At 72.0% G+C, this 25,526-nt stretch carries 24 protein-coding genes and 1 pseudogene; 14 read left to right on the forward strand and 11 right to left on the reverse strand.

The features are described 5' to 3' along the window. Positions 1 to 72 precede the first annotated feature (72 nt). The 3 genes and pseudogenes from BGP79_RS11835 to BGP79_RS11845 form a co-directional block, all read left to right on the forward strand. Positions 73 to 702 (forward strand): annotated as a pseudogene (locus tag BGP79_RS11835) (cupin domain-containing protein); the annotation flags it as partial. Continuing rightward, on the forward strand, positions 699 to 1,541 hold the full coding sequence (locus BGP79_RS11840) for a fumarylacetoacetate hydrolase family protein (protein ID WP_076695737.1): 843 nt from the start codon (positions 699 to 701) through the stop codon (positions 1,539 to 1,541). The pseudogene BGP79_RS11835 and the gene BGP79_RS11840, both read left to right, overlap by 4 nt. 2 nt (positions 1,542 to 1,543) lie before the next feature. Continuing rightward, positions 1,544 to 2,296, forward strand: coding sequence for a maleylpyruvate isomerase family mycothiol-dependent enzyme (locus BGP79_RS11845; protein ID WP_076695739.1), 753 nt, complete (start codon positions 1,544 to 1,546; stop codon positions 2,294 to 2,296). 201 nt (positions 2,297 to 2,497) lie between these two features. Here BGP79_RS11845 and BGP79_RS11850 read toward each other — a convergent pair whose 3' ends face one another. The 6 genes from BGP79_RS11850 to BGP79_RS11875 form a co-directional block, all read right to left on the reverse strand. Beyond that, positions 2,498 to 3,136 (reverse strand): alpha/beta hydrolase, encoded by a 639-nt coding sequence (locus BGP79_RS11850; RefSeq protein WP_076695741.1) that lies wholly within the window; start codon positions 3,134 to 3,136, stop codon positions 2,498 to 2,500. 57 nt (positions 3,137 to 3,193) lie between these two features. Next, on the reverse strand, positions 3,194 to 4,351 hold the full coding sequence (locus BGP79_RS11855) for an SDR family oxidoreductase (protein WP_083701861.1): 1,158 nt from the start codon (positions 4,349 to 4,351) through the stop codon (positions 3,194 to 3,196). 70 nt (positions 4,352 to 4,421) lie between these two features. Then, positions 4,422 to 5,813 (reverse strand): GntP family permease, encoded by a 1,392-nt coding sequence (locus BGP79_RS11860; RefSeq protein ID WP_076695743.1) that lies wholly within the window; start codon positions 5,811 to 5,813, stop codon positions 4,422 to 4,424. Next, a complete protein-coding gene (locus BGP79_RS11865; RefSeq protein WP_083701862.1) occupies positions 5,813 to 6,550 on the reverse strand; it encodes a bifunctional 4-hydroxy-2-oxoglutarate aldolase/2-dehydro-3-deoxy-phosphogluconate aldolase in 738 nt (245 codons plus the stop codon). The genes BGP79_RS11860 and BGP79_RS11865 overlap by 1 nt, the downstream gene beginning before the upstream one ends. Then, on the reverse strand, positions 6,543 to 8,210 hold the full coding sequence (locus tag BGP79_RS11870; RefSeq protein WP_076695745.1) for an amidohydrolase family protein: 1,668 nt from the start codon (positions 8,208 to 8,210) through the stop codon (positions 6,543 to 6,545). The genes BGP79_RS11865 and BGP79_RS11870 overlap by 8 nt, the downstream gene beginning before the upstream one ends. Beyond that, positions 8,210 to 9,589 carry an amino acid deaminase gene (locus BGP79_RS11875; RefSeq protein ID WP_076695747.1) on the reverse strand — a complete coding sequence of 460 codons (1,380 nt, stop codon included), beginning with the start codon at positions 9,587 to 9,589 and terminating at the stop codon, positions 8,210 to 8,212. The genes BGP79_RS11870 and BGP79_RS11875 overlap by 1 nt, the downstream gene beginning before the upstream one ends. Before the next feature lie 159 nt (positions 9,590 to 9,748). Here BGP79_RS11875 and BGP79_RS11880 point away from each other — a divergent pair, with 159 nt between their 5' ends. The 5 genes from BGP79_RS11880 (at position 9,749) to treS (ending at position 14,833) form a co-directional block, all read left to right on the forward strand. Further along, positions 9,749 to 10,783: a sugar kinase gene (locus BGP79_RS11880; RefSeq protein WP_076695749.1), complete on the forward strand. Its 1,035-nt coding sequence runs from the start codon at positions 9,749 to 9,751 to the stop codon at positions 10,781 to 10,783. Next, a complete protein-coding gene (locus BGP79_RS11885; RefSeq protein ID WP_076695751.1) occupies positions 10,780 to 11,562 on the forward strand; it encodes an IclR family transcriptional regulator in 783 nt (260 codons plus the stop codon). The genes BGP79_RS11880 and BGP79_RS11885 overlap by 4 nt, the downstream gene beginning before the upstream one ends. Continuing rightward, entirely contained in the window at positions 11,559 to 11,969 is a 411-nt protein-coding gene (locus tag BGP79_RS11890; RefSeq protein WP_076695753.1) for a RidA family protein, read from the forward strand. The genes BGP79_RS11885 and BGP79_RS11890 overlap by 4 nt, the downstream gene beginning before the upstream one ends. A gap of 113 nt (positions 11,970 to 12,082) precedes the next feature. Continuing rightward, positions 12,083 to 12,322 (forward strand): hypothetical protein, encoded by a 240-nt coding sequence (locus BGP79_RS11895; RefSeq protein ID WP_076695755.1) that lies wholly within the window; start codon positions 12,083 to 12,085, stop codon positions 12,320 to 12,322. A 258-nt stretch (positions 12,323 to 12,580) separates the two neighbouring features. After that, a complete protein-coding gene (gene treS, locus BGP79_RS11900; protein ID WP_233121456.1) occupies positions 12,581 to 14,833 on the forward strand; it encodes a maltose alpha-D-glucosyltransferase in 2,253 nt (750 codons plus the stop codon). A 112-nt stretch (positions 14,834 to 14,945) separates the two neighbouring features. On the opposite strand, the gene BGP79_RS11905 is transcribed toward treS, so the two are convergent. The 5 genes from BGP79_RS11905 to BGP79_RS11925 all read right to left on the reverse strand — a co-directional run bounded on the left by BGP79_RS11905 (position 14,946) and on the right by BGP79_RS11925 (position 19,896). Then, positions 14,946 to 16,094: a cystathionine gamma-synthase gene (locus tag BGP79_RS11905; RefSeq protein ID WP_076695757.1), complete on the reverse strand. Its 1,149-nt coding sequence runs from the start codon at positions 16,092 to 16,094 to the stop codon at positions 14,946 to 14,948. Between the two features lies 1 nt (position 16,095). Then, positions 16,096 to 17,466 carry a cystathionine beta-synthase gene (locus BGP79_RS11910; protein ID WP_076695759.1) on the reverse strand — a complete coding sequence of 457 codons (1,371 nt, stop codon included), beginning with the start codon at positions 17,464 to 17,466 and terminating at the stop codon, positions 16,096 to 16,098. 135 nt (positions 17,467 to 17,601) lie between these two features. Then, on the reverse strand, positions 17,602 to 17,835 hold the full coding sequence (locus BGP79_RS11915; protein WP_076695761.1) for a hypothetical protein: 234 nt from the start codon (positions 17,833 to 17,835) through the stop codon (positions 17,602 to 17,604). Next, complete coding sequence (locus tag BGP79_RS11920; protein WP_233121459.1) at positions 17,832 to 19,175, reverse strand: glycosyltransferase family 2 protein; 1,344 nt, start codon at positions 19,173 to 19,175, stop codon at positions 17,832 to 17,834. Before BGP79_RS11920 ends, BGP79_RS11915 begins: the two co-directional genes overlap by 4 nt. Before the next feature lie 259 nt (positions 19,176 to 19,434). Further along, positions 19,435 to 19,896: a MarR family winged helix-turn-helix transcriptional regulator gene (locus BGP79_RS11925; RefSeq protein WP_233121461.1), complete on the reverse strand. Its 462-nt coding sequence runs from the start codon at positions 19,894 to 19,896 to the stop codon at positions 19,435 to 19,437. Between the two features lie 125 nt (positions 19,897 to 20,021). On the opposite strand from BGP79_RS11925, the gene BGP79_RS11930 reads away from it, so the two are divergent. The 6 genes from BGP79_RS11930 (at position 20,022) to BGP79_RS11955 (ending at position 25,493) form a co-directional block, all read left to right on the forward strand. Beyond that, a complete protein-coding gene (locus BGP79_RS11930) occupies positions 20,022 to 20,954 on the forward strand; it encodes an SDR family NAD(P)-dependent oxidoreductase (protein ID WP_076695765.1) in 933 nt (310 codons plus the stop codon). Then, the gene (locus BGP79_RS11935; RefSeq protein ID WP_076695767.1) at positions 20,951 to 21,865 is read left to right on the forward strand and encodes an amidohydrolase family protein; all 915 of its coding nucleotides are present in this window, start codon (positions 20,951 to 20,953) and stop codon (positions 21,863 to 21,865) included. Before BGP79_RS11930 ends, BGP79_RS11935 begins: the two co-directional genes overlap by 4 nt. Positions 21,866 to 21,872: 7 nt before the next feature. Next, complete coding sequence (locus tag BGP79_RS11940) at positions 21,873 to 23,057, forward strand: acyl-CoA dehydrogenase family protein (RefSeq protein ID WP_076696064.1); 1,185 nt, start codon at positions 21,873 to 21,875, stop codon at positions 23,055 to 23,057. 42 nt (positions 23,058 to 23,099) lie between these two features. After that, positions 23,100 to 23,555, forward strand: coding sequence for a MaoC family dehydratase (locus tag BGP79_RS11945; protein WP_076695769.1), 456 nt, complete (start codon positions 23,100 to 23,102; stop codon positions 23,553 to 23,555). Next, complete coding sequence (locus BGP79_RS11950; RefSeq protein WP_076695771.1) at positions 23,555 to 24,028, forward strand: DUF3237 domain-containing protein; 474 nt, start codon at positions 23,555 to 23,557, stop codon at positions 24,026 to 24,028. The genes BGP79_RS11945 and BGP79_RS11950 overlap by 1 nt, the downstream gene beginning before the upstream one ends. A 127-nt stretch (positions 24,029 to 24,155) precedes the next feature. Continuing rightward, complete coding sequence (locus BGP79_RS11955; RefSeq protein ID WP_076695773.1) at positions 24,156 to 25,493, forward strand: MFS transporter; 1,338 nt, start codon at positions 24,156 to 24,158, stop codon at positions 25,491 to 25,493. The last annotated feature ends 33 nt before the right edge of the window (positions 25,494 to 25,526 follow it).

The following is a 25,526-nucleotide window of genomic DNA, read 5'->3' on the forward strand; positions in this document are numbered from 1 at the left end:
GGGCGTGGCTCTGCCCTTACTGTACTCAGGGCACTGAGCGTCGTCCGGCCCGGCGAGGAAGCCGGTGCAGGTGGAGACCACAACGAGACCGACCAGCCGATGGCGTGGATCGACGGGCTGGACATCCCGCTCGTGCACGGCATGGACGCCGGCTTCTTCGAGTTCGGCACCGAGCGCGTGACCGACGAGGCCACCCCGGACATCTCCCGCTCCGAGCGGCTGTGGGCCAACCCGGGCCTGCGCCCCCTCTCGGGCCTGCAGAACACCGTCAACTCCCCCATCGGCGCGTACCGGTGGGAGCACACCGACCGGGCGCTGACCGAGCAGCTCGCCCTCGAGGACGAGGGCTACCCGGCCACTGTCGGCCAGGGCCACGCCGCCGTCCGCTTCACCAACCCGACCACCGGCGGGGACGTGATGCCGACGATCCGCGCCGAGTTCCACCGGCTACGCGCCGGGGCGCAGACCCGCACCGTCCGCGAGGTCGGCTCGTCGGTGTACCAGGTGTTCGAGGGCACCGGCGCGTTCGTGCTCGACGGGCAGACGCACATGGTGACCAAGGGCGACATGATCGTCGTCCCGTCCTGGGCCGCCTGGTCCATCGAGGCCGAGACCGACTTCGACCTGTTCCGATTCGGCGACGCGCCCATCTACGAGCGCCTCGCCTTCAACCGCACCTACATCGAAGGAGAGACCAAGTGAAGCTTGCGACCCTGCGCACTTCATCCGGGACCGTCGCCGTCCGGCAGGACGGCGACGCGTTCGTCGAGATCGACGGGTACGCCGACCTCGGCCGGCTGTTCGCCCGGGAGGGCTGGGAGCAGATCGCCGCGGCCGCGCACGGCGCGCAGCACGCCGTCGAGGGCGCCGACCTCGCCGCCGTCGTGCCGTCGCCGTCCAAGGTGCTGTGCGTCGGGCTGAACTACGCCTCCCACATCACCGAGATGGGCCGTGACCTGCCCGAGTACCCGACGCTCTTCGCCAAGTTCGCCGAGACGCTGACCGGCCCGTACGACGACGTCGAGCTGCCCGAGGCGGACCCGGCGATCGACTGGGAGGCCGAGCTGGCCGTCGTCATCGGCAGGACCGCGCGCCGCGTGTCCGAGGCGGAGGCCGGCGAGTACATCGCCGGGTACACCGTCGCCAACGACATCTCGATGCGGTCCTACCAGTTCCGCACCAAGGAGTGGCTGCAGGGCAAGATGTGGGAGGCGTCCACGCCGATCGGCCCCGTCGTCGTCACCCCCGACGAGCTGGCGAAGGACGCGGCGATCACCACCGAGGTCGACGGTCAGCGGATGCAGCTCGGCTCCATCGGCGACCTGGTCCACGGCCCCGAGTTCCTCGTCTCGTACATCTCCGAGATCATCACGCTGAACCCCGGCGACCTGATCCTCACCGGCACCACCGGGGGCGTCGGCCGCGCCCGCACGCCCGAGGTGTACATCACCGACGGCCAGACCGTGACGACGCGCATCGAGGGCATCGGCGAGCTGGTCAACGTCGCCCGCGCCCAGGTGTCCGCCACCGCGGGAGCCTGAGCGTGGTCGCCCGGCACGACCTGGTCACGGACGAGGAGGTCCGCGCCGGCCTGCTGACCGCGCGGCGGGGCACGGCGTTCTTCGCCCGCAAGCTCGGCAAACTCTCCTACGCGGACATGGACGAGCCGTCCTTGCTGCCCGGCTGGAACCGGCGCCAGCTGATCGCGCACGTCGGGTGCAACGCTCGTGCGGTGGCCCGGCTCGTCGAGTGGGCGGCGACCGGCGTGGAGACCCCGATGTACCCGGACATGGAGTACCGCAACCGGGAGATCGAGTTCGGCGCCACGCTGCCGCCGATCGCGCTGCTCAACCTGTTCGACCACTCGGCGGTGCACCTCTCCGTCGAGTGGCGCGACCTGCCGGACGAGAAGTGGGCCGCCGAGGTCCGTACCGCCCAGGGCCGGACTGTGCCGGTGTCCGAGACCGTGTGGATGCGCACCCGTGAGGTGTGGCCGCACGCGATCGACCTGGACAACGGCGCCCGGTTCACCGACGTGCCGACCGACGTCCTGCGCCGGCTGCTCACGGACATCACCGGGGTGTGGGCCACGCGCGGGAACGCCGTCGCGCTGACCGTCACCGGGGGGCCGCACGACGGCGAACGGGTGGGGGCCTCCGAGGACGACGCCACCGAGGTCAGCGGTTCCCTGCCTGACCTGGTGCGCTGGGCGTCCGGTCGCGTGCCGGCCGGCGAGGCTTCCGGCGTCGTGTTCGCGGACGGCTCGGCCGCCCCGGCGGCTCCCGCCTGGATCTAGGCGCGTCTCGCTCGCCGTTCTCGTGTGAAGGCCGCTCGGGCCCCGGGCGGCCTTCGGCGTCTGCGGCGGAGCAAGGGCTACACCGAGGGGGACGCGAGGGGCCGGTGTGGCGACGGCGTGCGCACGTCCGTCACAGCAGCACCACTCGCTGGGGCCGTTGCACCGGTGGGCTCAGCGAATCCGACTGATCCGAGGCTGCGCTCAGCCGGCCTCGAGGACGTGCTCCCGCAGGAAGAGGTCGGTCTCGATCATCATGGCCGGAGTGATGACGTGCCGGCCGCCGTCGAACTCCCGCCGGGTCAGGGCGGTGTTCCCCTCCAGCCACTCCGCGGTGTAGCCGAGCGCACCGGGATGGATCACCAGGTCCGCGGTACCGCGCTGCCACAGGTACGGGACCCGCGTCGGCAGCGGCTCGGTGACCGCGAGCAGTTCGACCTCGGGGACGAAGCCGCCGATGCCGATCACGCACCGGAACTTCTCGGGCCTCAGCCGCAGCAGCATCGTCGCCATCGCCATCCCCTGGGAGAAGCCGAAGAGGCTGACGCTGGCGAACGGCCCGGTCGCGAGCACGCCGTCCAGCCACGCGAGGACGCCGGAGGCGGCGGTGATGACCTGCCCCTGGTCGGTACGAAGACCGGGGTCCAGCAGGTACCAGCCGACGTCGCCGCCCACGTCCAGGCTCCCGCGCGGGGCCGCGGCGGTGAAGCCGGCGGGCAGCGTGGCGAACAGGGACTCCATCCGCTCCTCGCCGGTGCCGTACCCGTGCAGCATGACGAGCAGGTGGGTGCCTGCCCGCTCGCCCTCCGGCCGGGAGAAGGCGCCCGGCATCGTCGACGTCATCCCGTCAGTATCGCCGGACCCGCTGGACGTTCCCGCCGGAACCAGTGCTGCCGCGGCTCACGGGATCAGCCGCTCCGCGCGGTAGCGGTCGAAGAGGTCCGCGAAGGCCTGCTCGGTGCGGCGGTAGCCGGTGAAACCGGCGGCGCGGCTCTTGCCCATGTCGGTCACCACCTCCAGGTCCCGCCCGAGGTCGGCGTCGGTGTGCCACCAGGACGCCAGCCGGGTGATGTCCGCCTCCACGAGCCCGTGCCGCTGCGCGATGGCCGGCCACGCCGCCTCGTGCTCGGCCATCTGCTGCTCGAGCGGCCGGGGCTCGCCCTCGAAGCCGACGACGCGCTCCGCGGGCACCCCGAGGTGCGCGGCCAGCCGCGGCCACATCCAGCGCCACCGGAACACGTCCCCGTTGACGATGTTGAAGGGCTCGTTCGCGCCGGCCGGGTCCGTCGACGCCCAGATCATCTGCTCGGCCAGGACCCCGGCGTCCGTCATGTCCGTCAGGCCGTTCCACTGGGTCGCGCTGCCGGGGAACACGAACGGCAGGTCGAGCTCCTTCGCCAGGGTCGCCTGCACCGCGAGCGTCAGCCCGATGTTCATGGCGTTGCCGACGGCGTGGCCGATCACGGTGTGCGAGCGGTGCACGGACCAGGAGAAGTCCTGCCGGGCGGCCGCGGCGAACAGCTCGTCCTCCTGCGCGTAGTAGAAGTTCGGGGTCTCGTGCCGGGGCTCCTCCTCGTGGAAGGGCGTCTCCGGCATCGTCCCCTGCCCGTACGCCTCGAACGGCCCGAGGTAGTGCTTGAGCCCGGTGACGAGCGCCGCATGCTGCAGCGAGGCGTGGGCGAGGGCGGCGAGCAGGTCCCGCACCATGGCGCTGTTGACCGCGATGTTCTCGGCCTCGGTGGGCATCCGCTGCCAGGCAGTGAAGAAGACGTGGGTGGGCGCCTCGGACGCGAGCGCGGCGCGCAGGCTGTCCGGGTCGCGCAGGTCGGCGGCGATGCCGCGCACACCTGTCCCCGCAGCCGATGGAGCGGTCGGCCGCCGCGAGAGGGCCAGGACCTCCCAGCCGCTCGCGGTGAGCTGCTCGACGAGGGCGGAGCCGGTGATGCCGCTGGCTCCGACGACCAGCGCGGTCCGCTTCCCGCGGCCGCTGCTCTCGTCGCTGGTCTCGCTGGTGGTCTCGCTGGTGGAGGTGTCGGGGTTCGCGTTCGTCTCGGTCACCCCTCGTACAGGCCGCGGGCCGGACAGGAAATTCCTGCCCGGCCCGCGCCGCGTGTCGATCGGGGTCGGCTCAGACCACGAGGAACAGTAGGCTCGCCACCGCGAAGCCCACCACGGAGAGCACCGTCTCCAGTACCGTCCACGTCTTCAGCGTGTCCTTGACCGACATGTTGAAGTACTTGGAGATGATCCAGAACCCGCCGTCGTTGACGTGGCTGGCGATGATCGAGCCGGACGAGATGGCGATGACGATCAGGGCCAGTTCGGGCTGCGAGTAGCCGGCGGAGGTCAGCGTCGGCGCGAGGATGCCGCCCGTGGTCACGATCGCCACCGTCGCCGAGCCCTGCGCGATGCGTAGCCCGCAGGAGATGACGTAGGCGGAGAGAATCACCGGCAGGCCCGCCGTCGCGAGGCTCTTGGCGACGGCGGCACCGACGCCGGTCGCGGCGAGCACGGCGCCGAAGAACGCACCGGCGCCGACGACGAGGATGATCATGCCGATCGGCCGCAGCGCATTGGAGCTGAGCGTGGCGAGGTCCGACGCCGCCATGCCGCGCCGGGTGCCGAGCAGCCACATCGCCAGCAGCACCGCGACGGTCAGGGCGATCGCCGGGTTGCCGAAGAAGATGAGGATGTCGCGGCCCAGGCCCGGGGGCAGGAACACGTTGCCGAACGTGCCGCCGAGGATGAGCACCATCGGCAGCCCGATCGCCAGCAGCACGGTCCCGAGCCCCGGCTCGCGGCCCACGGCCGCGTCGCTCTCGTCCGCGACCATGTCCTCGGGCACCGTCGTGTGCACCCGCTTGCCGATCCAGGTGCCCCACAGGATGCCGGAGACGAACCAGGCGGGGATGCCGCAGGCCAGGCCCATGATGATCAGCCAGCCGAGCTCGACGCCGAACAGGCCGGCGGCGGCCACGGGGCCGGGGTGGGGCGGCAGGAACGCGTGGGTGACGGACAGGCCGGCGAGCAGCGGCAGCGCGTACAGCGCGAGCGAGCGGCCACCGCGGCGGGCGGCGACGTAGACCAGCGGCGCGAGCACGAAGATGCCGATGTCGAAGAACACCGGGATGCCGAGCACGAAGCCGGTGATGCCCATCGCCAGCGGGGTGCCCTTCTCGCCGAAGATGCGCACCAGCCGGTCCAGCAGCACCTTGGCGCCGCCGGAACGTTCGAGGATCGCGCCGAGCACGGTGCCGAGACCGATGATCAGCGTGATGTGCCCGAGGATGCTCGCGAAGCCCTTCTCGATCAGGGCGTCGCTGCTCTTGGTGGGCGTCCCGACCAGTTGCTCGATGCTGACCCCGCCGACGAGGGCGACGACGACGCCGGTCCCGACGAGAGCGATGAATGGTTCGACCTTGACCTTGATGATGAGGAACAGCAGCAGGGCGATGCCGGCGGCGGCGAGCAGCAGCAGGCCGGCCGTGTCGTGGTGGAGCCAGGTGAAGAACGCGTCCATCAGTTCTCCTCGGAGGTGGAGGGGGTGGTCAGGGCGGTGGTGAAGTCCCGGGCGCGGGCGGTGATGTCGTCCCAGGCGGCGGCCTCGACCGCGGCCGGGGGTACGACGGAGGTCCCGCTGCACACGGCGAAGGCGCCGGCATCGAGCCAGCCGCGGGCGTTGCGCGCGTCGACGCCGCCCGAGGGCAGCAGCCGGGCGTCCGGGAACGGCCCGTGGAGATCCTTGAGATGGCCGGGTCCGAGAGTGCGCGCGGGGAAGATCTTGACGATCTCGGAGCCCAGGTCCAGCGACTGGGCGACCTCGGTGGGCGTCATCGCTCCGAGGCTGACGGGGATGCCGGCCTCGACGGCCACGGCGGCCACCTCGGGCCGGATGCCCGGCGTGACCAGGAACCGGGCACCCGCGTCGACGGCGGCCCGGGCCTGGTCGGCGGTCAGCACGGTGCCGGCGCCGACGAGCGCCCCGAGCGCGTCCGCGGCCGCGGCCGCCGCCCGCAGGTGGGTGAGCACGTCCGGCGTCGTGAAGGTCAGTTCGAGGATCCGGATGCCGCCGGCGGTGAGCGAGCCGAGCAGGTCGGCCGCGTCGGGGATGCGGTTCGCACGCACGACGGCGAGGGTCCGGTCGGCGGCGAGCCGACCGGTCAGACCGGTCGGCTCGGGTGGGGCGATGCCGGGCGCGGTGGCCGGGCCGGCGTCGGGAGGCACGGTGGCCGGGCCGGAGCGGGGGTCGTCAGTCATCGGGGGATGCGGTTCCTCTCGGGGTGCGGCGCAGCGCGCGTCCCGCGCGGGCGCCGGTGGGCCGTCCGTCGTCGACGGCGGCGACGCCGTTGACGAGGACGTGGTGGATGCCCGCCGCCGGGCGGCGCGGGTCGTCGAAGGTGGCGCGGTCGGCCACCGTGTCGGGGTCGAGGAGCACGAGGTCGGCCGCCCAGCCGGCCCGGACGAGGCCACGCCGGTCCAGCCGCAGCCGCGCGGCGGGGCGACCGGTCAGGCGGTGGACGGTCTCCTCGAGGCTCATCAGCTGCAACTCGCGGCTGTAGTGGCCGAGGTAGCGGGGGAAGGTCCCCCAGGCCCGCGGGTGCGGCTTGACCCCGACGAGGATGCCGTCGCTGCCGCCGGTGTGGGCCCGGTGGACCATGATGGCGCGCACGTTCTCCTCGTGGCCCACGTGCTGGAGGATCCCGGTACCGCACCGGTCGCGAGTGAGGATGTCGGCGAAGACATCGAACGCCTCGCGGCCCTCGTCGGCGGCGATCGCGGCGACGGTGCGGCCGACGTACCCCTCGAGCTCCGGGTGGCGGACGCCGCTGATCTCGATCGTGTCCCAGTCGGCGGTGACGCCGTGGCAGCCGTCCGACCCGTGCACCTCGAGGTCCTCCCGGATCCGGGCCCGCGCGGTCGGCTCGGCGAGCCGGGCGAGGGTCCCGTCGACGCCGCCCGCGGAGGCCCAGCTCGGCAGCACCGCCGAGAGCGTCGTCGCGCCCGGCAGGTAGGGGTAGGAGTCCAGCGTGATGTCGGCGCCGGCGTCGAGCGCGCCGTCGATCAGGGCGAGCAGGTCGGGGGCGCGCCCGGCGTTCTCGGCGAAGTTCATGGTCGCGTGGGCCAGGTGCAGGGCGCACCCGGTGTCCCGACTCAGGCCGATCATCTCGGCGTAGGCCTCGAGCGCACCCTTCCCGTAGGAGCGGTGGTGCGGGGCGTAGAAGCCGCCGAGCTCGGCCACGGTGCGGCACAGGGCCGCGAGCTCGGCGGTGTCCGCGTACATGCCCGGCGTGTAGGTCAGCCCGGAGGAGAGGCCGAGTGCGCCGTCGAGCATCCCGGTCCGCACGACGTCCTGCATCCGGGACACCTGCTCGGGGGTGGGGCTGCCCTCGTCGAAGCCCGTGACGAGCGCGCGGACGGTGCCCTGCGGCACGAGGTAGGCGGCGTTGGTGGCGATCCGGCCGCCGTCGGGCTGCACCCGGTCCAGCCGGTCGAGATACTCGCGGACGCTGCGCCAGGACCAGTCGAAACCGTCCGGGTCGTCGTTCCAGCCGGCGATCTTCTCGCGGATCCCGGCGAGGGAGGCGTCGTCGACGGGCGCGTAGGAGAGGCCGTCCTGGCCGAGCAGCTCGGTCGTGACGCCCTGGCTCAGCTTCGCCACGTGGTCCGGGGTGACGAGCAGCTGCAGGTCCGAGTGGGCGTGCATGTCGATGAAGCCGGGGGTGAGGACGAGCCCGTCGGCGTCGATCGTGCGGTCCGCGGCGGTGCCGCGCAGTTCCCCGGGAGCGGTCACGGCCGCGATGCGGGTCCCCTCGACGGCCACGTCGGCACGACGGCGGGGTGCGCCCGTCCCGTCGACGACGGTGGCACCGGTGATCAGGGTGGTCTGAGCAGTCGTGGGTGTGTCGGTGGCCGCCATCAGAAGAACGTGCGCACCGTGTCGACGACGACGGCGTCCTCGGGCCGGGACGCGTCGTCGATCACGGGGATCAGCGTCCACTTGTCCATCGCGGTGCACGGGTGCGAGAGGCCGAGCCGGACGACGTCGCCGGGCCGTGGCGCGGTGTCGTCGTCGGGGTCGGTCACCAGGTAGCAGTGCTGGTCGTTGACCGCGGTGATCCGGGCGCCGGTCAGGGGGCGCATGGGGGCGCCGAGGCCGGGGCCGATCAGCTGCGGCACGGGCATCCCCTCGTCGACGGGCAGGTCGCGCTTGCCGGCGTCGAGGATGGCGAGCCCGGGTTCCGGAGCTGAGACGACCCGCGCCCACGCGTGCATCGCGGAGTGGAAGGCGGCGGCGCCCTCGGGCCGGTCGGGACCCTGCCGGGAGAACGGCGAGATGCCGCGGTAGAAGCCGTCGTCGTGGATCAGGTACGCCCCGGAACGGAGCACGACGTCGACCCGGGGTCCGCCGCTGCGTCCGGTCCCGGCGGGGGCGCCGGTCGCGCAGGGGCCGAGGATCTCGACGACGTCGTCGAAGTAGGCGCTGCCGCCGGCGGTGATCAGGGCGTCGCCCGGGTACGCGCCGTCGGCGAGCAGCCGCTCGTGCAGCGCCCGGACGGCGGTCAGGTAGTCGCGCACGGCGGTCAGGCCGGTCTCGTCGGCGGTGTGCGCGAGGGATCCCTCGTAGCCGCCGACCCCGGCGAGGCTCAGGTGCCGGCTGGCCCCGACGGCACGGGCGACGTCGAGCGCGGACGCGACGCTGCGGGCCCCGGTGCGCCCGCCCGCTCCCCCGAGCTCGACGACCACCTCGAGCCGCACGCCGGCCGCATCCGTCGCCGCGTCGCCGGTGGCGTCGAGGACCTCGTCGATCAACTCAACGGTGCGGACGTCGTCCACCCAGGAGACGATCCGCGCGCCGCCGGCCACCTCGTCGGCCACCCAGCGGACCGCCTGCGGATCGGTGAGGCTGTTGGCCAGCATCAGCGTGTGCACGCCGAAGCGCCGGGCGACCCGCAGCTGCGCGGGGGTGGCCAGGGTGATCCCCCACGCGCCGTACTCGAGCTGGTCCGCCCAGAGGGAGGGCGCCATGGTCGTCTTGCCGTGCGGGGCGAGCAGCACGCCGTGCTCCCGGCACCACGCGGCCATCCGGTCCCGGTTGTGGGTCAGGGCCGCGGACTCGAGCGTCAGCACGGGGGTCTGCAGGTCCGCGAGCGCGGTGCTGCCCGAGGCGAGGTCGCGCGCGGTCCCCCCGTGTCGCAACGCCGGGACCGCCTTGTGCCGCCAGTCCAGCACCTCGTCGGCCAGGGCGCCGACGAGGGCCGCGTCGATGGCCGGTGCGGTACCGGGAGCGTCAACCATGGGGTCCTCTCATTCGTATGCGCAGTCACCGACCGAGCGCGTCCGTTGCACATGGCGCAACGGTCGTTGCGCGTGGAGTGTGACTTGTCTAGCATTGAGGCGTGATGGGCGTCAACACCGCGCCCGATCCGTCCCCACTCTGTCAGGAGCACCTCCCCGATGCCGACCGCCGTGTGCCTGGGCGAGACCATGGCCGTGCTGACACCCCCGGGCGGGCAGTCGCTCGCCGATGCCGAGGCGCTGCGGGTCGGCGCCGGCGGGGCGGAGTCGAACGTCGCCCTGGGCCTCGCCGCGACGGGTGTGGACGCCCACTGGGTGAGCCGCGTGGGTGACGACGGATTCGGTGAGCGCATCCGGCGCGAACTGGACGCCCACGGGGTCGGCACCGCCGCCGTCCAGATCGACGACGCCCGCCCGACCGGTCTCTACGTCAAGGTGCCGAGCCCCACTCCGGACGAGGCGCCGGGCAGCGTCCTCTACTACCGCAGCGCGTCGGCAGCCGCGGCCATGACCCCGGAGCTGCTGGACGATCCCGCCGTCGTCGCCCTGCTGGACCGGGCGGACCTCGTGCACCTGAGCGGCATCACGGCCGCCCTCTCCGACGGCTGCCTGGCACTCGTCCGGCGCCTGCTCGCCGAGCGTCGACCGCACCAGCGGATCAGCTTCGACGTCAACTGGCGGCCCGCCCTGTGGGCCGGCCGCGACCCGTCCGTGCTGGCCGGCCTGGCCGACCGGGCCGACGTCGTCCTCGTCGGCGCCGACGAGGCCGAGGCCGCCTTCGGCACCACCACCGCGAGCGAGTTGCGCCGGCTGCTGCCCACCCCGGAGGTCGTCGTCGTCAAGGACGGCGCGGTGCACGCCACGGCGCTCGCCCACGACGGCTCGTCCACCCGCGTCCCGGCGCTGACCGTGGACACGGTCGAACCCGTCGGCGCGGGTGACGCCTTCGCCTCCGGGTATCTCAGCGGCCTGCTCCACGGCCTCGACGAGCGGGCTCGCCTGCGGCGCGGTCACGTCGCCGCCGCGGCCACCCTCACGGTCCGCTCCGACCGCGGCGTGCTGCCCGAGCCGGCGGTCCGCGACCGACTGCTCGCCTGCACGGACGAGGAGTGGGCGACCACCGTCGTGACCCACGCGGGCTTCCTGCCCGGCCCGGCCGCCGAGAACGCCCGCACCACGGGAACGCGGCGATGAGCCAGAGCCTGCTGCGCGCGCTCGACCTGCTGGAGCGGCTCGCGAACGGACCCGCCGGCCTCGACGAGCTGGCCGCCGCGGCGTCGGTGCACAAGACCACGGTGATGCGGCTGCTGCACGCCCTGGAGGAGCGGCGCTTCGTGGTCCGCGACGAGACGCAGCGCTACCGCCTGGGTTCCCAGCTGTTCGCGCTCGCCGCCGTCGCCCTGGACCAGCGGGAGGTGATCGGCATCGCCCGTCCGCACCTGGCCCGTTTCAACCAGAGCACCGGCCACACGGTGCACCTGGCGGCCCTGGAGGGCGACGACGTCGTCTACATCGACAAGCTCGAGTCCCGCCACCCGGTGCGCATGTACTCCCGGGTGGGCCTGACCGCGGCCCTGCACGCGGCCGCCGTCGCCAAGGTGCTGCTCGCGGACCTGCCGCCCGCCCGGCAGCGGGCCATCGCCGACGGCATCGATTACGTCCCCCTCACCGAGCACACCATCACGACGCCGGAGGGCCTGCTCGCCGAGCTGGCGACCGTCGCCCGCCAGGGCTGGGCGCTCGACGGCTCCGAGCACGAGGCGTTCGTGCACTGCGTGGCCGCGCCCATCCACGACGCCCGGGGCCGCGTGATTGCCGCGGCCTCCTGCTCGGTGCCCGTCGTCCTGCTCGACCGGCCCGGCCTGCTCGACCTCGTGCCCGAGCTGGTCGCCTGCACCGACGCCGTCTCGGCCGACCTCGGCTGGACCCGACCTCCCACCACCCCGACCCAGAACGAGAGGACCCCCTCATGAGCGCATCGACCAAGACCGTCGTGACCACCGACGAGGCGCCCGCCCCCGCGCACACCTTCTCGCAGGGGGCGGCGAAGGGCGGCCTGCTCCAGGTCTCCGGGCAGGGCCCCATGGACCCGGCGACCAACGAGTACATCGCCGCGGGCGACGTGAAGGCCCAGACGCTGCGCACGCTCGAGAACGTCAAGGCGATCCTGACCGCCGGCGGCGCGTCGGTGGAGGATGTGCTGATGTTCCGCGTCTACCTGACCAAGCGGGAGGACTTCGGCGCGATGAACGAGGCCTACGGCGAGTTCGTCGCGGCGAACGTGTCCAGTGGAGACCTCCCCGCCCGCACCACGGTGTTCGTCGACCTGCCGCACGAGGTCATGCTGGTGGAGATCGACGCGCTCGCCGTCACGAGCTGACCGCGTTCGACCCTGCCTGACCCTGCCCGCTGCCCGGCCCTCCCGCTGGGCCTGCGGACTGGTTAGAGTGATCCCATCCTTCCCAGGTCCCCGCACTCTGGATAGGAGGAAGGATGACCGAGATCATGTCCTCGGAGTCGATCAGGTGCACCGTCGACGACGACTTTCCCGAGGAACTCGATGGGTTGTCCACGGCCGAGCTCCATGTCCTGCACAGTCGTGTGGTCATGCAGCTCGACCACGAATACCTGGAGCTGGAGGATCCGCACCCGGTCACCATGGACCGGCACGCCTGCGTGGCGCGGCTCCTCCGGATGCGGGAGGCACATCCGATCCGGCTGCAGGCCGGCTGAATCCGGGTGTGTCCCGGCCGCCTCGCGGCCATCGTCACCACGACCTCGCCCCTCCCCCGGTCCGCCGGCGGAGGGGCGACGTCGTCGTCGGAGCACGTGCGGGGCGGGCGCCGGCCGTCAGCAGTGATATGAAAGACCGATGGCGCGATGCGCGGCGGTCCCCTTCCGCCGGACCCGTCGTCGTCCGCGGAACCGCCGAAGAACGCCGAACGATCTCGAGTGTGATCGACCCCGATGGACCCGATGGAGGAGCCACGCATGACCGTTGCCGAGCCCGCCCCGGAGACGACCTCTCTGCCGCTGGTCGACGTCCCGCCGCCCACGGCGGAGGACGCCGAGCCGACCGACGTCAACTACGACGAGGCGTTCTATCCCGCGCGTCCGCGGCAGGCGCGCCCGCGGGCTCGCCGCAACCAGCAGTTCGGCGACGCGCTGCCGCCGTTCGAACCGGTCGGCACCAACCCCGCGTACGTCGAGTGGCTGCGTGCCCAGTCCATGCTGGGCGACGCCAAGACGCTCTCCCGGCAGCTGTCCGGCCAGGCCAGCATGTGGCAGAACCCGTACGCCCGGCCCAACCCGCGCAAGGCCGTGAGCACCGCGTCGGTGTGGTTCACCGCCTACCCGCTCTCGCTCATCACGCGGCCGGGCCAGTCGTTCCTCGCCACCCTCGGTGACCCGCGGCTCTGGGAGGCGTTCGAGCAGATCGGCATCGACGCCATCCACACCGGCCCGGTCAAGCGCGCCGGGGGACTCGACGGCTGGGAGTACACGCCGAGTGTGGACGGTCACTTCGACCGGGTCAGCATGGCGATCGATCCGCTGTTCGGGACCGAGGACGAGTTCCGGGCGATGTGCATCACCGCCAAGGACCACAACGGCACGATCATCGACGACATCGTGCCCGGCCACACCGGCAAGGGCGCCGACTTCCGGCTCGCCGAGATGAACCACCGGGACTACCCGGGGCTGTACCACATGATCGACGTCCCCGAGTCGGACTGGCACCTGCTGCCGGACGTGCCCGGGGGCAAGGACTCGGTCAACATCGACCCGGCGACCGAGCGCGCCCTGCAGGAGGCCGGGTACATCATCGGCGAGCTGCAGCGCGTCATCTTCTACGAGCCGGGCGTCAAGGAGACCAACTGGAGCGTCACCCGCCCGGTGGTCGACACGACCGGCAAGGTGCGCCGCTGGGTCTATCTGCACTACTTCAAGGACGGCCAGCCGTCGCTGAACTGGCTGGACCCCACCTTCTCCGGGATGCGCCTGGTGATGGGCGACGCGCTGCACTCCCTGCTCGACCTCGGCACCGGGGCGCTCCGCCTGGACGCCAACGGGTTCCTCGGCGTCGAGAAGGGCGTCGAGGAGGCCGCGGGCTGGTCCGAGGGTCACCCGCTCTCCGAGGCGGCCAACCAGCTCATCGGTTCCATGGTCCGCAAGGTCGGGGGGTTCACGTTCCAGGAGCTGAACCTCAGCATCGACGACATCCGGTCCACCTCGGCCGTCGGGCCGGACCTGTCGTACGACTTCGTCACCCGGCCCGGGTACCACCACGCCCTGGTCACCGGCGACACGGAGTTCCTCCGGTTGACCCTGCACCAGGCGATGGAGGTGGGCGTCGACCAGGCGAGCCTCGTGCACGCCCTGCAGAACCACGACGAGCTGACGTACGAGCTGGTCCACTTCGTCACCCGTCACCGGGACGAGGTCTTCGAGCTCGGTGGCCGGTCGCTGACGGGCGCGGAGCTGGCCGAGCAGGTCCAGTCCACCCTGCGCGAGAAGATCACCGGCGAGGCCGCCCCGTACAACCTCGTGTTCACCACGAACGGCATCGCCTGCACCACCGCGAGCGTCATCACCGCGGCGCTGGGGATCCGGGACCTGGACACCATCAGCGAGGACGACATCGAGCGGATCCGGGACGCACACCTGCTGCTGGCGATGTACAACGCGCTGCAGCCGGGCGTGTTCGCGCTGTCCGGCTGGGACCTGCGCGGGGTGCTGCCGCTCGAGCGTGACCAGGTGAAGTCCCTGATCGCCCACGGCGACACCCGCTGGGTCAACCGGGGTGCGCACGACCTGGCGGGCTCGATGTCGGAGACCCGCATGTCCGGCTCGGGCCTGCCCCGGGCGCGCAGCCTCTACGCCTCACTGCCGGACCAGCTCGCCGACGACGGCTCGTTCGCCATGCGGCTCGCCCGGGTCCTGGAGATCCGCGAGCGGCACGGCATCGCGGCGGGCACGCTGCTCGACGTGCCGGCGGTCCCGCAGGGCGGCCTGCTGGCGATGGTGCAGCGCACCGCCACGGATGCCCTCGCCGTCACGGTGCTCAACTTCTCGACCGAGGACATCGACGACGCGTTCGGCTCGCAGCACCTGCCCGAGGGCGCCCGCGTCATCGACGCCTTCACGGGTCAGACGGTCGGTCGGGTCGACGGCGGGAAGCTGGCCGTCCGCCTCGGCGCGCACCGCGGCACGACGCTGCTCGTACGGGAGCCCGCCGACTCCTGAGCGCCCCGACGACCTGACGCCAGCTCGTCAATAGGTGTCGCATCCGGGCCCTCGGAGGGCCCGGATGGAGCATCTGTTGACGAGCTGGCGCTCGTTTCGACAGAAGTGCGCGTCAGCCGATCGCGGCGAAGGCGGCCTCGAGGTCGGCGACCAGGTCGTCGGCGTCCTCGATGCCGACCGAGAGCCGCAGCAGATCCTCCGGGACGGCCAGCTCGGTGCCCTTGACGGACGCGTGCGTCATCTCGGACGGGTAGCAGACCAGGCTCTCCACCCCGCCGAGGGACTCGGCGAGGGCGAACAGCTCGGTGTGCCGGACCAGGTCCAGCGCCGCCTGCGCGCCGCCGGCCAGCCGCATCGAGACCATGCCCCCGAAGCGGGACATCTGCCGGGCGGCGAGCTCGTGCCCGGGGTGGTCCGGCAGGCCCGGGTAGAACACCTGCGAGACGGCCGGGTTGCCGGTGAGCGCCTCGGCGACCCGCTGTGCGTTCGCGGAGTGCCGCTCCATCCGCACGTCGAGCGTCTTCAGCGACCGCGAGGTGAGCCACGCGTCCATCGGCGAGTTGATCGCCCCGACCGCGAACTGCAGGAAGCCGATCCCCTCGGCCAGCTCGGCGTCGTCGCCGACGATCAGCGCGCCGCCGACCACGTCGGAGTGCCCGCCGATGTACTTCGTGGTCGAGTGCACGACGACGTCCGCGCCGAGGCTGAGCGGCTGCTGCAGGGCCGGGGTGGCGAAGGTGTTGTCCGCGACGACGACGGCACCGGCGTCGTGGCCGATCTGCGCCAGGGCCGCGATGTCCGAGATCGTCATCAGCGGGTTCGACGGGGTCTCGACCCAGAGCATCCTCGTGTTCGGGCGGATCGCCGCGCGGACGGCGTCGAGATCGGCGACGTCGACGGTGGAGAGCTCGATGCCCCACGGCGCCCAGATGCGGTTCATCAGCCGGTGGGAGCCGCCGTACACGTCGTTGCCCATCAGCAGGTGATCGCCCGGCTTCAGCACCGCACGGACCAGGGCGTCCTCCGCGGCGAGCCCGGAGCCGAACGTGAACGCCCGGGTGCCGCCCTCGAGGCTGGCGAGCTGGGTCTGCAGCGCGTCGCGGCTCGGGTTGCCGGAGCGGGAGTACTCATAGCCCTCGCGCATGTTGCCGACGCCGTCCTGGACGAACGTGGACGTCATGAAGATCGGGGGGATCACCGCGCCGGTGCGCGAGTCGGGAACCTGGCCGTCGTGGATGGCGCGGGTGGAGAAACCGGGCATGTCATGCCTCCTTCGCGTAGAACGCCAGCAGGTCGCTGCGGGTGACGACGCCGGCGGGCTTCGCCTCCTCGAGCACCAGCAGGGCGTCCGTGTCCCGCAGGCGCTGCTGCAGGCTGTCGATGTCCTCGTGGATGCCGATGTGCGGCAGGCCGGTGCGCTGGTGCCGGCTGACCGGGTCGGCGAGCCGGGCGGCGCCGGTGAAGACGGCGTCGAGCAGGGACCGCTCGTCGAGCGATCCGACGACCTCGCCGAGCACGACGGGCGGCTCGGTGGAGAGCACGGGCAACTGGCTGACACCGAACTCGTGCATGATCTCGATCGCGTCGTGCACGGTGTCGGACGGGTGCGCGTGCACCAGGGCCGGCAGGCCGCCGTTCTTCCCGGCGAGCACCTCGCGCACGGTCGTGCCGCCGTCCGGCTCGGCGAAGCCGAGGGAGCGCATCCACGCGTCCGAGTAGACCTTCTGCAGGTAGCCGCGACCGGAGTCCGGCAGCAGCACGACGACGACGGCGTCGGCCGGCAGGTCCTTCGCCGCCTTCAGGGCCGCCGCGACCGCCATCCCGGAGGAACCGCCGACGAGCAGGCCCTCCTCGCGCGCCAGGCGCCGGGTCATGGCGAAGGACGCGGCGTCGTCGATCGCGATGACCTCGTCGACCAGGTCCGGGGTGTAGGCGTCCGGCCACATGTCCTCGCCGACGCCCTCGACCAGGTAGGGCCGCCCGGTGCCGCCGGAGTAGATGGAGCCGAGCGGGTCCGCGCCGATCACGCGGACGCGGCGATCCGAGGCCTCCTTGAGGAACCGCGAGGTACCAGAGATGGTGCCGCCGGTGCCGATACCGGCGACGAAGTGGGTGATCTGCCCCTCGGTGTCCCGCCAGATCTCCGGGCCGGTGCTCGCGTAGTGGGCGGCCGGGCCGGCCGGGTTGAAGAACTGGTTGGGCTTGAACGCGCCCGGGGTCTCGGCGACGATCCGGTCGGAGACGCCGTAGTAGGACTCGGGGCTGTCGGGGGCTACCGCGGTCGGGGTGACGACCACCTCGGCGCCGTACGCCCGCAGCGTCGCCCGCTTGTCCTCGGCCACCTTGTCGGGGCACACGAAGATGCAGCGGTACCCGCGCTGCTGGGCGACCAGGGCGAGCCCGACGCCGGTGTTGCCGCTGGTCGGTTCGACGATGGTGCCGCCGGGCTTGAGCCTGCCGGACTTCTCCGCCTCGTCGATCATCGCCGTCGCGATGCGGTCCTTGACCGAACCGCCCGGGTTGAAGAACTCGACCTTCGCCAGCACCGTGGCGGCGATGCCCTCGGTGACGCTGGTGAGCTTGACGAGCGGGGTGTTGCCGATGGTGTCCAGGACGGACTCGGCGTAGCGCATGGGTGCCTCCTGAGGTAACACTCCAGCGTACCGAGCGCGCCGGGACGGTGCCGGACCGCGGACGCCCGGCGTCATCCGTGGGCGGACGCCGTCAGCAGCGCGCGGACGCGCCCGTCAACGACGTCGGCAGAGGGCTCAGCGCTCCCCGTCGGGGTAGATGCTGCGGGTCTCCGCGCGCAGCCGCCGGCCGTTGCGGCGCCGCGGCAGGTGGATCGGGGGCAGCAGCTTGGCGATGGTCAGCGCCGCGTACATCACGGTGTTGATGGCGACGAAGGTGGACAGGACCGCGAACGCGTGCCCGTAGAGCACCGACTCCGGCAGCAGGATGCCCCGGGGCGCGGCGACGGCGGCGAGGATGACGATGTTCACGAGCGGCCTGCCGTTTCCGGTGTCTCGGTGCGGGCGAGGTGGGTCCAGGTGGCCCGGCGCCCTCGCGTGATGTCCAGGATGCCCTTGACGAAGACGACGTCGAGGACGAGGTCGAAGAACAGTTCCGGGAAGACGGTGAGTGCGAGCAGCCGGGCCCGCCAGCCACCCTTCCAGACGGTGACCACGCGTTCGACCGCGAAGATGACGCCGACCCCGAGCCAGAACGGGAACCAGACCCAGCTGTCCATCGACACCAGCATGACGATGATGAGCAACAGGTAGGTGCTCAGCCCGATCACGCTGTAGCCGATGCCGAGCTGCTGCGCCCAGTAGCGGATGGTCTGCGGCGTCACGCCGTACGCGCCGAGGTTCTCCAGGGCGCCCCGCTGCCACCGCAGCCGCTGCTGCCACAGGGTGCGCCAGGACGGCATCAGCTCGGTGACGACGGTGCACCCGGGCGGGGAGATCATCAGGCCGCCGAGGGACTTCAGGGCGATGGTCAGCTCGTTGTCCTCGGTCAGCGCGGCGGTGTCGTACACGTCGCCGGTGCGGCCGGGGATCTGACGTCCGCGGGCGGCGGCGATGGCGCGCAGGGCCACCGGCCGGAAGATCGACGCGGTGCCGGTGAGGACGAAGACGCGGCCGCGCCGGCGGGCGATCTCGCGGCTGTACCGAACGTACTCGTTGCGCTGGAACTGGCCGATCAGGCCGTGTCCCTCCTCGCCGTAGAACAGGCCGCCGACGGCCATCAGCGCGCGGTCCCACTCGAAGGAATTCTCCGCGGCGTCGAGGAAGCCCTGGTCCAGCGTCGTGTCGGCGTCCATCACCATGACGACGTCGTTGTCCTTCTGGCCCGGCAGCAGGACGCGCAGCACCTGGTTGAGCGCGCCGCCCTTCTTCTCCGTGTTGCCGACCGTCTCGTGCACCTCGACGCCGGCGGCGTGGGCGAACTCCACCGTGCGGTCGGTGCAGTTGTCGGCGACGACGATGATCCGGTCGGGCCGGCGGCTCTGCTGCATCAGCGACGCGAGGGTACCCGGCAGGGTGGCCTGCTCGTTGTGCGCCGGGATCAGCACCGTGATGGTCACGGGGCCGGCGAAGACGCCGCGGGTGGCCTCCATGATGACGCGCGGGGCGAGCGGCCGGGTGCGCACGTGCGGTGGCGAGCGGCGGTAGATCGTGGCGACCCGCCGTTCCACCAGGGCGATGCCAGCCCCGAGGAACAGGGCGAGTGCGCCCGCGATCGCGAGCACCCGCAGGTCGGGCAGGTTCGCGTCGTAGAAGACGCTCCACACCCCCGCGACGCTCAGCTGCACCGGCTCCCAGAGCCGAGCAGGCACGTTGGATGCAACCCCCCACCACAGGAGTGCGGCAGCGAGACCGACCGCACCCAGGATGAGGAGCCCGACAAATCTCTGAAACCAGCGCCCTCCCACGTCAGCGAGGGTACCGGGAACATCTCCGCAGGTCACTCAGTGGGGTGATGATCGCCGGGCGTGTCTCTCGTCCATCGAGACGTCGCCGGGGCGGTGCTCCGCGAGCCTCACGCTCGCCGCCCCGGTCGACGACGACGCGAGGAGCCATGTCCTCGAGCCGCCGTCAGTGCCACAGGGCGCGGCGCAGCAGCGCCCGCAGGGTGGCCTCCTCCTCGTCGTCGAGGGCGGCCAGCTGGTCCCGCTCGCTCGCCCGCACGGCGGCCAGGGCCTGCGCGTGGATGCGCTCACCCTCGGGCGTGCCGAGGACGATCTTCTGCCGCCGGTCGGTGCGCCCCTGCTCCCGCACCACCAGGCCGCGCCGCTCCAGCTCGTCGACCAGCGCCACGATCTGGCTCGGGTCGAGGCTGAGGAACTCGGCCAGCTCCCGCTGCGTCGGCTCGAGCCCGCTGCAGGCCAGGCGCAGCACCGAGTAGGACCGCTCCCGCAGCTGGACGTCGGCGAGGGCGCGGTTGTTGCGCACCGAACCGACGGCGTGCAGCTTGGCCAGCAGCAGGCCGATGTCGTCGGCGATCGATGCCTGCGCGAGCCGGGGCTGCGTCGTCCCCACGGCGTCTCCGATGGTCACAGGGCCTCCACGAAATCGTCGATCATCAATCGTTGACATTTTCAATGATCCATATTCTCATGGACCATGACAAGGATCTCACCGCATCGGCGAGAACCGTTCACGCAGACGCACAGGAGGATCGGATGAGCCTGCAGGGCAAGACCGCCATCGTCACCGGCTCGGGTCAGGGACTGGGGCTCGCCTACGCCGTCGAGCTCGCTCGCCAGGGCGCCGCCGTCGTGATCAACGACGTCCGCCAGGACGTGGCCGACGCCGCCGTCGCCGCCATCACCGACGCGGGCGGCAAGGCCGTCGCCGTCGTCGCCCCGGTCGGCTCCACCGAGACCGCGCAACAGCTCGTGCGCACCGCCGTCGAGACCTTCGGGGGCCTCGACATCCTCGTCACCAACGCCGGCGTGCTGCGGGACAAGTCCCTGCTGAAGATGACCGATGAGGACTTCGACGTCGTCATCGGCGTCCACCTGCGCGGCACCTTCACCTGCGTCCGGGAGGCGTACGCGTACTTCAAGGAGCACGGCGTCGCCGGCCGGATCATCACGATCGGCTCCCCCACCGGACAGTACGGCAACTTCGGGCAGACCAACTACGCCGCCGCGAAGGCCGGCATCGTTGGCATGGTGCGCACCTGGGCGCTGGAGATGACAAAGGCCGGGGTCACCGTCAACGCCGTCATCCCCGTCGCCGCCACCGCGATGACGAAGACGGTCCCCTACTTCGCCGCCGCGGTCGAGGCCGACGAGCGGGGCGAGGCCATGCCGCCCTTCTTCCGGCACGACCTCGGCTTCGGGACCGCCGCCGACGTCGCCGGGCTGGTCGCCTGGCTCGCCTCCGACGACGCCGCGTCCATCACCGGGCAGGCCATCGGGGCGGGCGGGGACCGGCTGCAGATCTTCTCCCACCCGACCGCCGTCGTGACCGAGTACCGCGAGGGCGGCTGGACGTACGACGCGCTGCGGGAGCAGTTCCCGACCGTCGCCGAGGGCCACCTGGCCACCGTCGGCGAGACGCTGCCGCCCCTGCCGGACGAGCTGAAGCCGCAGGAGGACGCGACGTGAGCACCCGCTACGAGCTCGGCGTCGACCCCGACGCCGTGACTGCCATCGACATGCACGTGCACGTCGAGGTGGACGGTCACGGCCACGCGTCACTGCCGGAGACCCTCACCGAGGCGTCCAGCGCCTACTTCAAGGCCGAGGACCGCAGCCCGGACATCGACACCATCGCCGAGCGCTACCGCGCGTGGGGCATGGCCGCCGTCGTCTTCACCGTCGACGCCCGGACGGCGTTGAAACACGAGCCGAACAGCATCGAGGACCTCGTCGCCGGCGCGGCCCGGAACAACGACGTGCTCATCCCGTTCGGCAGCGTCGATCCCCGCACCGGCGCCGAGGCGATCGCCCGCGCGGAGTACCTGGCCGGGGAGCTGGGCGTGCGCGGCTTCAAGTTCCACCCGAGCCTGCAGGGCTTCGACCCGTCGGACCCGCAGTTCCACGCGCTGTGGGCGGCGCTGGAGCGGATCGGGCTGCCGTGCATCTTCCACACCGGCCAGAACGGGATGGGCGCCGGCCTGCCCGGCGGCGGCGGTATCAAGCTCGCCTTCTCGAATCCGCTGCTGATCGACGACGTGGCGGCCGACTTCCCGGGCCTGCCGGTGATCATGGCGCACCCGTCGGTGCCCTGGCAGGAGGAGGCGAACTCGATCGCCACCCACAAGGCCAACGTGTACATCGACCTCTCCGGCTGGTCCCCGAAGTACTTCCCGGAGTCCCTGGTCGAGGCGTCCAACCGGATGCTGCAGGACAAGGTGCTGTTCGGGACGGACTACCCGCTGATCACCCCGCAGAAGTGGCTCGGTGCGTTCGAGCAGCAGTCGTTCTCCGACGAGGTGCGGCCGAAGATCCTCAAGGACAACGCCGTCCGGCTGCTGGGGCTGACGTCCCGTGCATCGTCCGCGGCCGGGGCGTGAGGCGACCATGACGGACCGTCTCTACGCGGCGTGCGACCCGTACGACCACGAGTCGCTGCTGACCGACGCCGAGCGCGAGGTGCTGGGGAGCCTGCGCCGGGTGCTGGACGAGCAGGCGCATCCGCTCCTCGCCGAGCACTGGGACCGGGCCGAGTTCCCCACGGCGCTCATCGAGCCGCTGCAGGCGCTGGACCTGATGACGCCGCCGACGCTCACCGCGGACGGCGCGGAGCCGCGCGGCCTCTACCACGCGTTCCGCACCTTCGAGCTGGCGCGCACCGACGCCTCCCTCGCCACCTACTACACGGGCCAGTCCGGGTTGTTCCGCACCGCGGTGCGGGAGGGCGGCACCGCCGAGCAGGTGGCCCGCTGGGATCCCGAGATCACCTCGTGGCGGATGCGCGGCGTGTTCGCGCTGACCGAGCCGGATCACGGCTCCGACGTCGCCGGTGGCCTGGCGACGACGGCGACGCGGACCGGGGACACGTGGGTGCTCGACGGCGCCAAGCGCTGGATCGGCACCGCGACGCTCGCGGAGTACCTCGCCGTCTTCGCCCGGGACACCGCGGACGGGCAGGTCAAGGGCTTCCTCGTGCGCACGGACGCCCCGGGCGTGCAGATGGACGTGATCCCGAACAAGATCGCGCTGCGGATGGTGCAGAACGCCCACATCACGCTCACCGGGGTCGAGGTGGCCGAGGAGTTCCGGCTGGGCAACTGCGCCTCGTTCAAGGACGTGGGCCGGATGCTGCGGCGGATGCGTTCGGACGTCGCGTGGATCGCCGCCGGCGTCCAGGCCGGCGCCTACGAGGCGGCCCTGCGGTACACGACCGAGCGCACCCAGTTCGGCCGGCCGGTCGCCGGGTTCCAGCTCGTCCAGGAGAAGCTCGCCCGGATCCTCGGCAACGTCACCGGCTGCCTCGGCCTGCTCACGCGGCTGTCCGTGCAGCAGGACGCCGGCGTCTACCGGGACGAGGACTCCGCCCTGGCCAAGTCGTGGTGCGCGGCCCGGATGCGCGAGTCCGTGGCGCTGGCCCGGGAGGTCTGCGGCGGCAACGGCATCACCCTGGACACCGACGTCGCCCGCTTCTTCGCCGACGCCGAGGCCATCTACTCCTACGAGGGCACCCACGAGATCAACGCGCTCATCGTCGGCCGCGCCATCACCGGGCTGAGCGCCTTCACCCACTGATCGTCTCCACCCCTGACCCGTTCCGTCTCGAGAGGACACCCCATGACGACGATGTACACATTCGACGAGCTGCCGGGCCTGGTCGGCACCACGGTCGGCCCCGGCCCCTGGCGCACCATCACGCAGGAGCAGGTCAACACGTTCGCCGACGCGGCGGACGATCACCAGTGGATCCACGTCGACCCGGAGCGGGCCAAGGACGGCCCGTTCGGCGGTCCGATCGCCCACGGCTTCCTGACCCTCGCCCTGCTCATCCCGCTGTGGGGCGAGCTGATGGACGTCTCGGACGTGCGGACGAAGGTCAACTACGGCCTCGACCGGGTCCGTTTCACCGCACCCGTGCCGGTCGGTGCCCAGGTCCGCATGTCCTCGACCATCGCCGCGGTCGAGGAGGTCAAGGGCGACGGGGTGCAGCTGACCGTCGAGCAGGTGATCGAGCTCGAGGACAGCGACCGGCCCGCCGTCGTCGCCACCTTCCTGGCCCGCTTCTACCGCTGATGCGCACGCCGACGCTGACGCCGTTCTGCACCCTGAGTGTGCGGGTGGCCGCCCCGGCCACGATCGGCCAGACCACCGACGGGGCGCGGCGGATCGTTCCCATCACCGGGGGCACCGTCACCGGCACCGACCCGGACGGCCGGCCCTTCACCGGCACGGTGCTGCCGGCCGGGGCGGACGTGCAGCGCGGCATCAGTGCGACCGTCAGCGAGCTGGACGCCCGCTACGGCATCGCGCTGGACGACGGCGAGCACCTGTTCGTGCACAACGCCGCGATCCGGTCGGGCTCGGCGGAGGACCTGGCCGCGATCGCCCGGTCCGAACCGGTCGACCCCGCTCGGCTCTACTTCAGGTCCTGGCCCCGCCTGCACGGCACCGGCGAGCGCTGGGCCTGGCTCGTCGGCCGCCTGTTCGTCGGCACCGGCGAGCGCCGGCCCGACGCCGTGGACCTCGCGTTCTTCCTCCTCGACTGATTCATCCCGCACCTCCCCTCCACCCGGCGACCCTCACCTCTCTCGTCCGCTCACCGCGCCGCTCACCCCTGCTGTTCCCGATGACGACCGGCAACGACGCCCGTCGTCCTGAACCCTGGAGTCCCCCATGAGCAACGCCGCTCCCGAGACCCCGTCCGTGGCGACCGTGGCCACCGACCGCCGCGAGGTGCGCCGGGTCCTGCTGTCCAGCTATCTGGGCAGCACCATCGAGTTCTACGACTTCCTGCTCTACGCGACCGCGTCGTCTCTCGTCTTCGGCGCCGTGTTCTTCGCGAACCTGGACCCGCTGACCGCCACCATCGCCTCGTTCGGCACGTTCGCCGCCGGCTACGTGGCCCGGCCGCTCGGCGGGTTCATCTTCGGCCACTTCGGGGACCGACTCGGCCGCAAGAAGATGCTCGTGCTGACCATGAGCCTGATGGGCATCGGGTCCACCCTGATCGGGCTCATCCCGACGCCGGCAGTGATCGGCGCGCTCGCCCCGATCCTGCTGATCCTGCTGCGCGTGTGCCAGGGCATCGCCGTCGGCGGCGAGTGGGGCGGTGCCGCCCTGATGGCGCTCGAGCACGCCGCCTCCGGCCGGCGCGGTTTCGCGGCGTCGTTCGCGAACGCCGGTGCCCCGTCCGGCGCGGTGCTCGGCACCCTGATCCTCGGGCTGTTCGCGGCCCTGCCGACCGACCAGTTCCTCGCCTGGGGCTGGCGGGTGCCGTTCCTGCTCTCCGTCGTGCTGCTCGCCGTCGGCCTGTACGTCCGCTCCCGGATCTCCGAGAGCCCGGTGTTCAAGGCCGCGATGGCGCAGGCCGAGCGGAACGAGGCTGAACGCCCCGCCGTCCCGCTCTTCTCCGTGCTGCGCCGCCCGAAGGCGCTGATCCTCACGGCGCTGGGCGCCGCGGCGGGCTTCGCGTTCCAGGTGACGATGGCGACCTTCGCGGTCACCTACGCGGTGGCCGCCGGCGCCGAACGCCAAGGCACGCTGTTCGCCTTCTCCGCCGCCTCGTTCATCAGCATCTTCGTCGTGATCGGCGCCGGGCGGCTCTCGGACCGGGTGGGCCGCAAGCCCATGATCGTCGGCGGCCTCGTGCTGTTCATCCTGTACCTGTTCCCGTTCTTCGCCCTGGTCGGCTCGGCGAATCCGGTGCTGATCTTCCTCGGCTTCACGATCGGCCTGTTCCTGCACTCGTGCCTGTACGGTCCGCTCGCCGCCTTCGTCTCCGAGCAGTTCGGCACCGCCTCCCGCTACACCGGCGCCTCCGGCGGCTACCAGCTCGCGACGCTGCTCGGCGGCGGTTTCACCCCGGGCATCCTCGCCTCGCTGTACGCGTCCAGCCAGCGCTCGATCGTGCCCGTGGTCGTCTTCCTCGCCGTCGTCGGCGTCGTCAGTCTGGTCGCGGTGCTGTTCACCCGGGAGAGCCGCGACCTGGACCTGACCACCGTCGAGCACTGACCGCCTTTCCCGCCGTCCTCTCGTCCTCTCGCC

The sequence above is a fragment of the Tersicoccus sp. Bi-70 genome, assembly GCF_001968825.1.
Lineage (GTDB): Bacteria > Actinomycetota > Actinomycetes > Actinomycetales > Micrococcaceae > Tersicoccus.

Excerpts from the sequence above, each read along its gene's own strand:
- BGP79_RS11850 (WP_076695741.1), bottom strand. The coding sequence starts at position 3,136 with ATGACGTCGACGATGCCGGGCGCCTTCTCCCGGCCGGAGGGCGAGCGG.
- BGP79_RS11860 (WP_076695743.1), bottom strand. The coding sequence starts at position 5,813 with ATGGACGCGTTCTTCACCTGGCTCCACCACGACACGGCCGGCCTGCTG.
- BGP79_RS11865 (WP_083701862.1), bottom strand. The coding sequence starts at position 6,550 with ATGACTGACGACCCCCGCTCCGGCCCGGCCACCGTGCCTCCCGACGCC.
- BGP79_RS11870 (WP_076695745.1), bottom strand. The coding sequence starts at position 8,210 with ATGGCGGCCACCGACACACCCACGACTGCTCAGACCACCCTGATCACC.
- BGP79_RS11875 (WP_076695747.1), bottom strand. The coding sequence starts at position 9,589 with ATGGTTGACGCTCCCGGTACCGCACCGGCCATCGACGCGGCCCTCGTC.
- BGP79_RS11880 (WP_076695749.1), top strand. The coding sequence starts at position 9,749 with ATGCCGACCGCCGTGTGCCTGGGCGAGACCATGGCCGTGCTGACACCC.
- BGP79_RS11885 (WP_076695751.1), top strand. The coding sequence starts at position 10,780 with ATGAGCCAGAGCCTGCTGCGCGCGCTCGACCTGCTGGAGCGGCTCGCG.
- BGP79_RS11890 (WP_076695753.1), top strand. The coding sequence starts at position 11,559 with ATGAGCGCATCGACCAAGACCGTCGTGACCACCGACGAGGCGCCCGCC.
- BGP79_RS11895 (WP_076695755.1), top strand. The coding sequence starts at position 12,083 with ATGACCGAGATCATGTCCTCGGAGTCGATCAGGTGCACCGTCGACGAC.
- treS (WP_233121456.1), top strand. The coding sequence starts at position 12,581 with ATGACCGTTGCCGAGCCCGCCCCGGAGACGACCTCTCTGCCGCTGGTC.
- BGP79_RS11905 (WP_076695757.1), bottom strand. The coding sequence starts at position 16,094 with ATGCCCGGTTTCTCCACCCGCGCCATCCACGACGGCCAGGTTCCCGAC.
- BGP79_RS11910 (WP_076695759.1), bottom strand. The coding sequence starts at position 17,466 with ATGCGCTACGCCGAGTCCGTCCTGGACACCATCGGCAACACCCCGCTC.
- BGP79_RS11930 (WP_076695765.1), top strand. The coding sequence starts at position 20,022 with ATGAGCCTGCAGGGCAAGACCGCCATCGTCACCGGCTCGGGTCAGGGA.
- BGP79_RS11940 (WP_076696064.1), top strand. The coding sequence starts at position 21,873 with ATGACGGACCGTCTCTACGCGGCGTGCGACCCGTACGACCACGAGTCG.
- BGP79_RS11945 (WP_076695769.1), top strand. The coding sequence starts at position 23,100 with ATGACGACGATGTACACATTCGACGAGCTGCCGGGCCTGGTCGGCACC.
- BGP79_RS11950 (WP_076695771.1), top strand. The coding sequence starts at position 23,555 with ATGCGCACGCCGACGCTGACGCCGTTCTGCACCCTGAGTGTGCGGGTG.
- BGP79_RS11955 (WP_076695773.1), top strand. The coding sequence starts at position 24,156 with ATGAGCAACGCCGCTCCCGAGACCCCGTCCGTGGCGACCGTGGCCACC.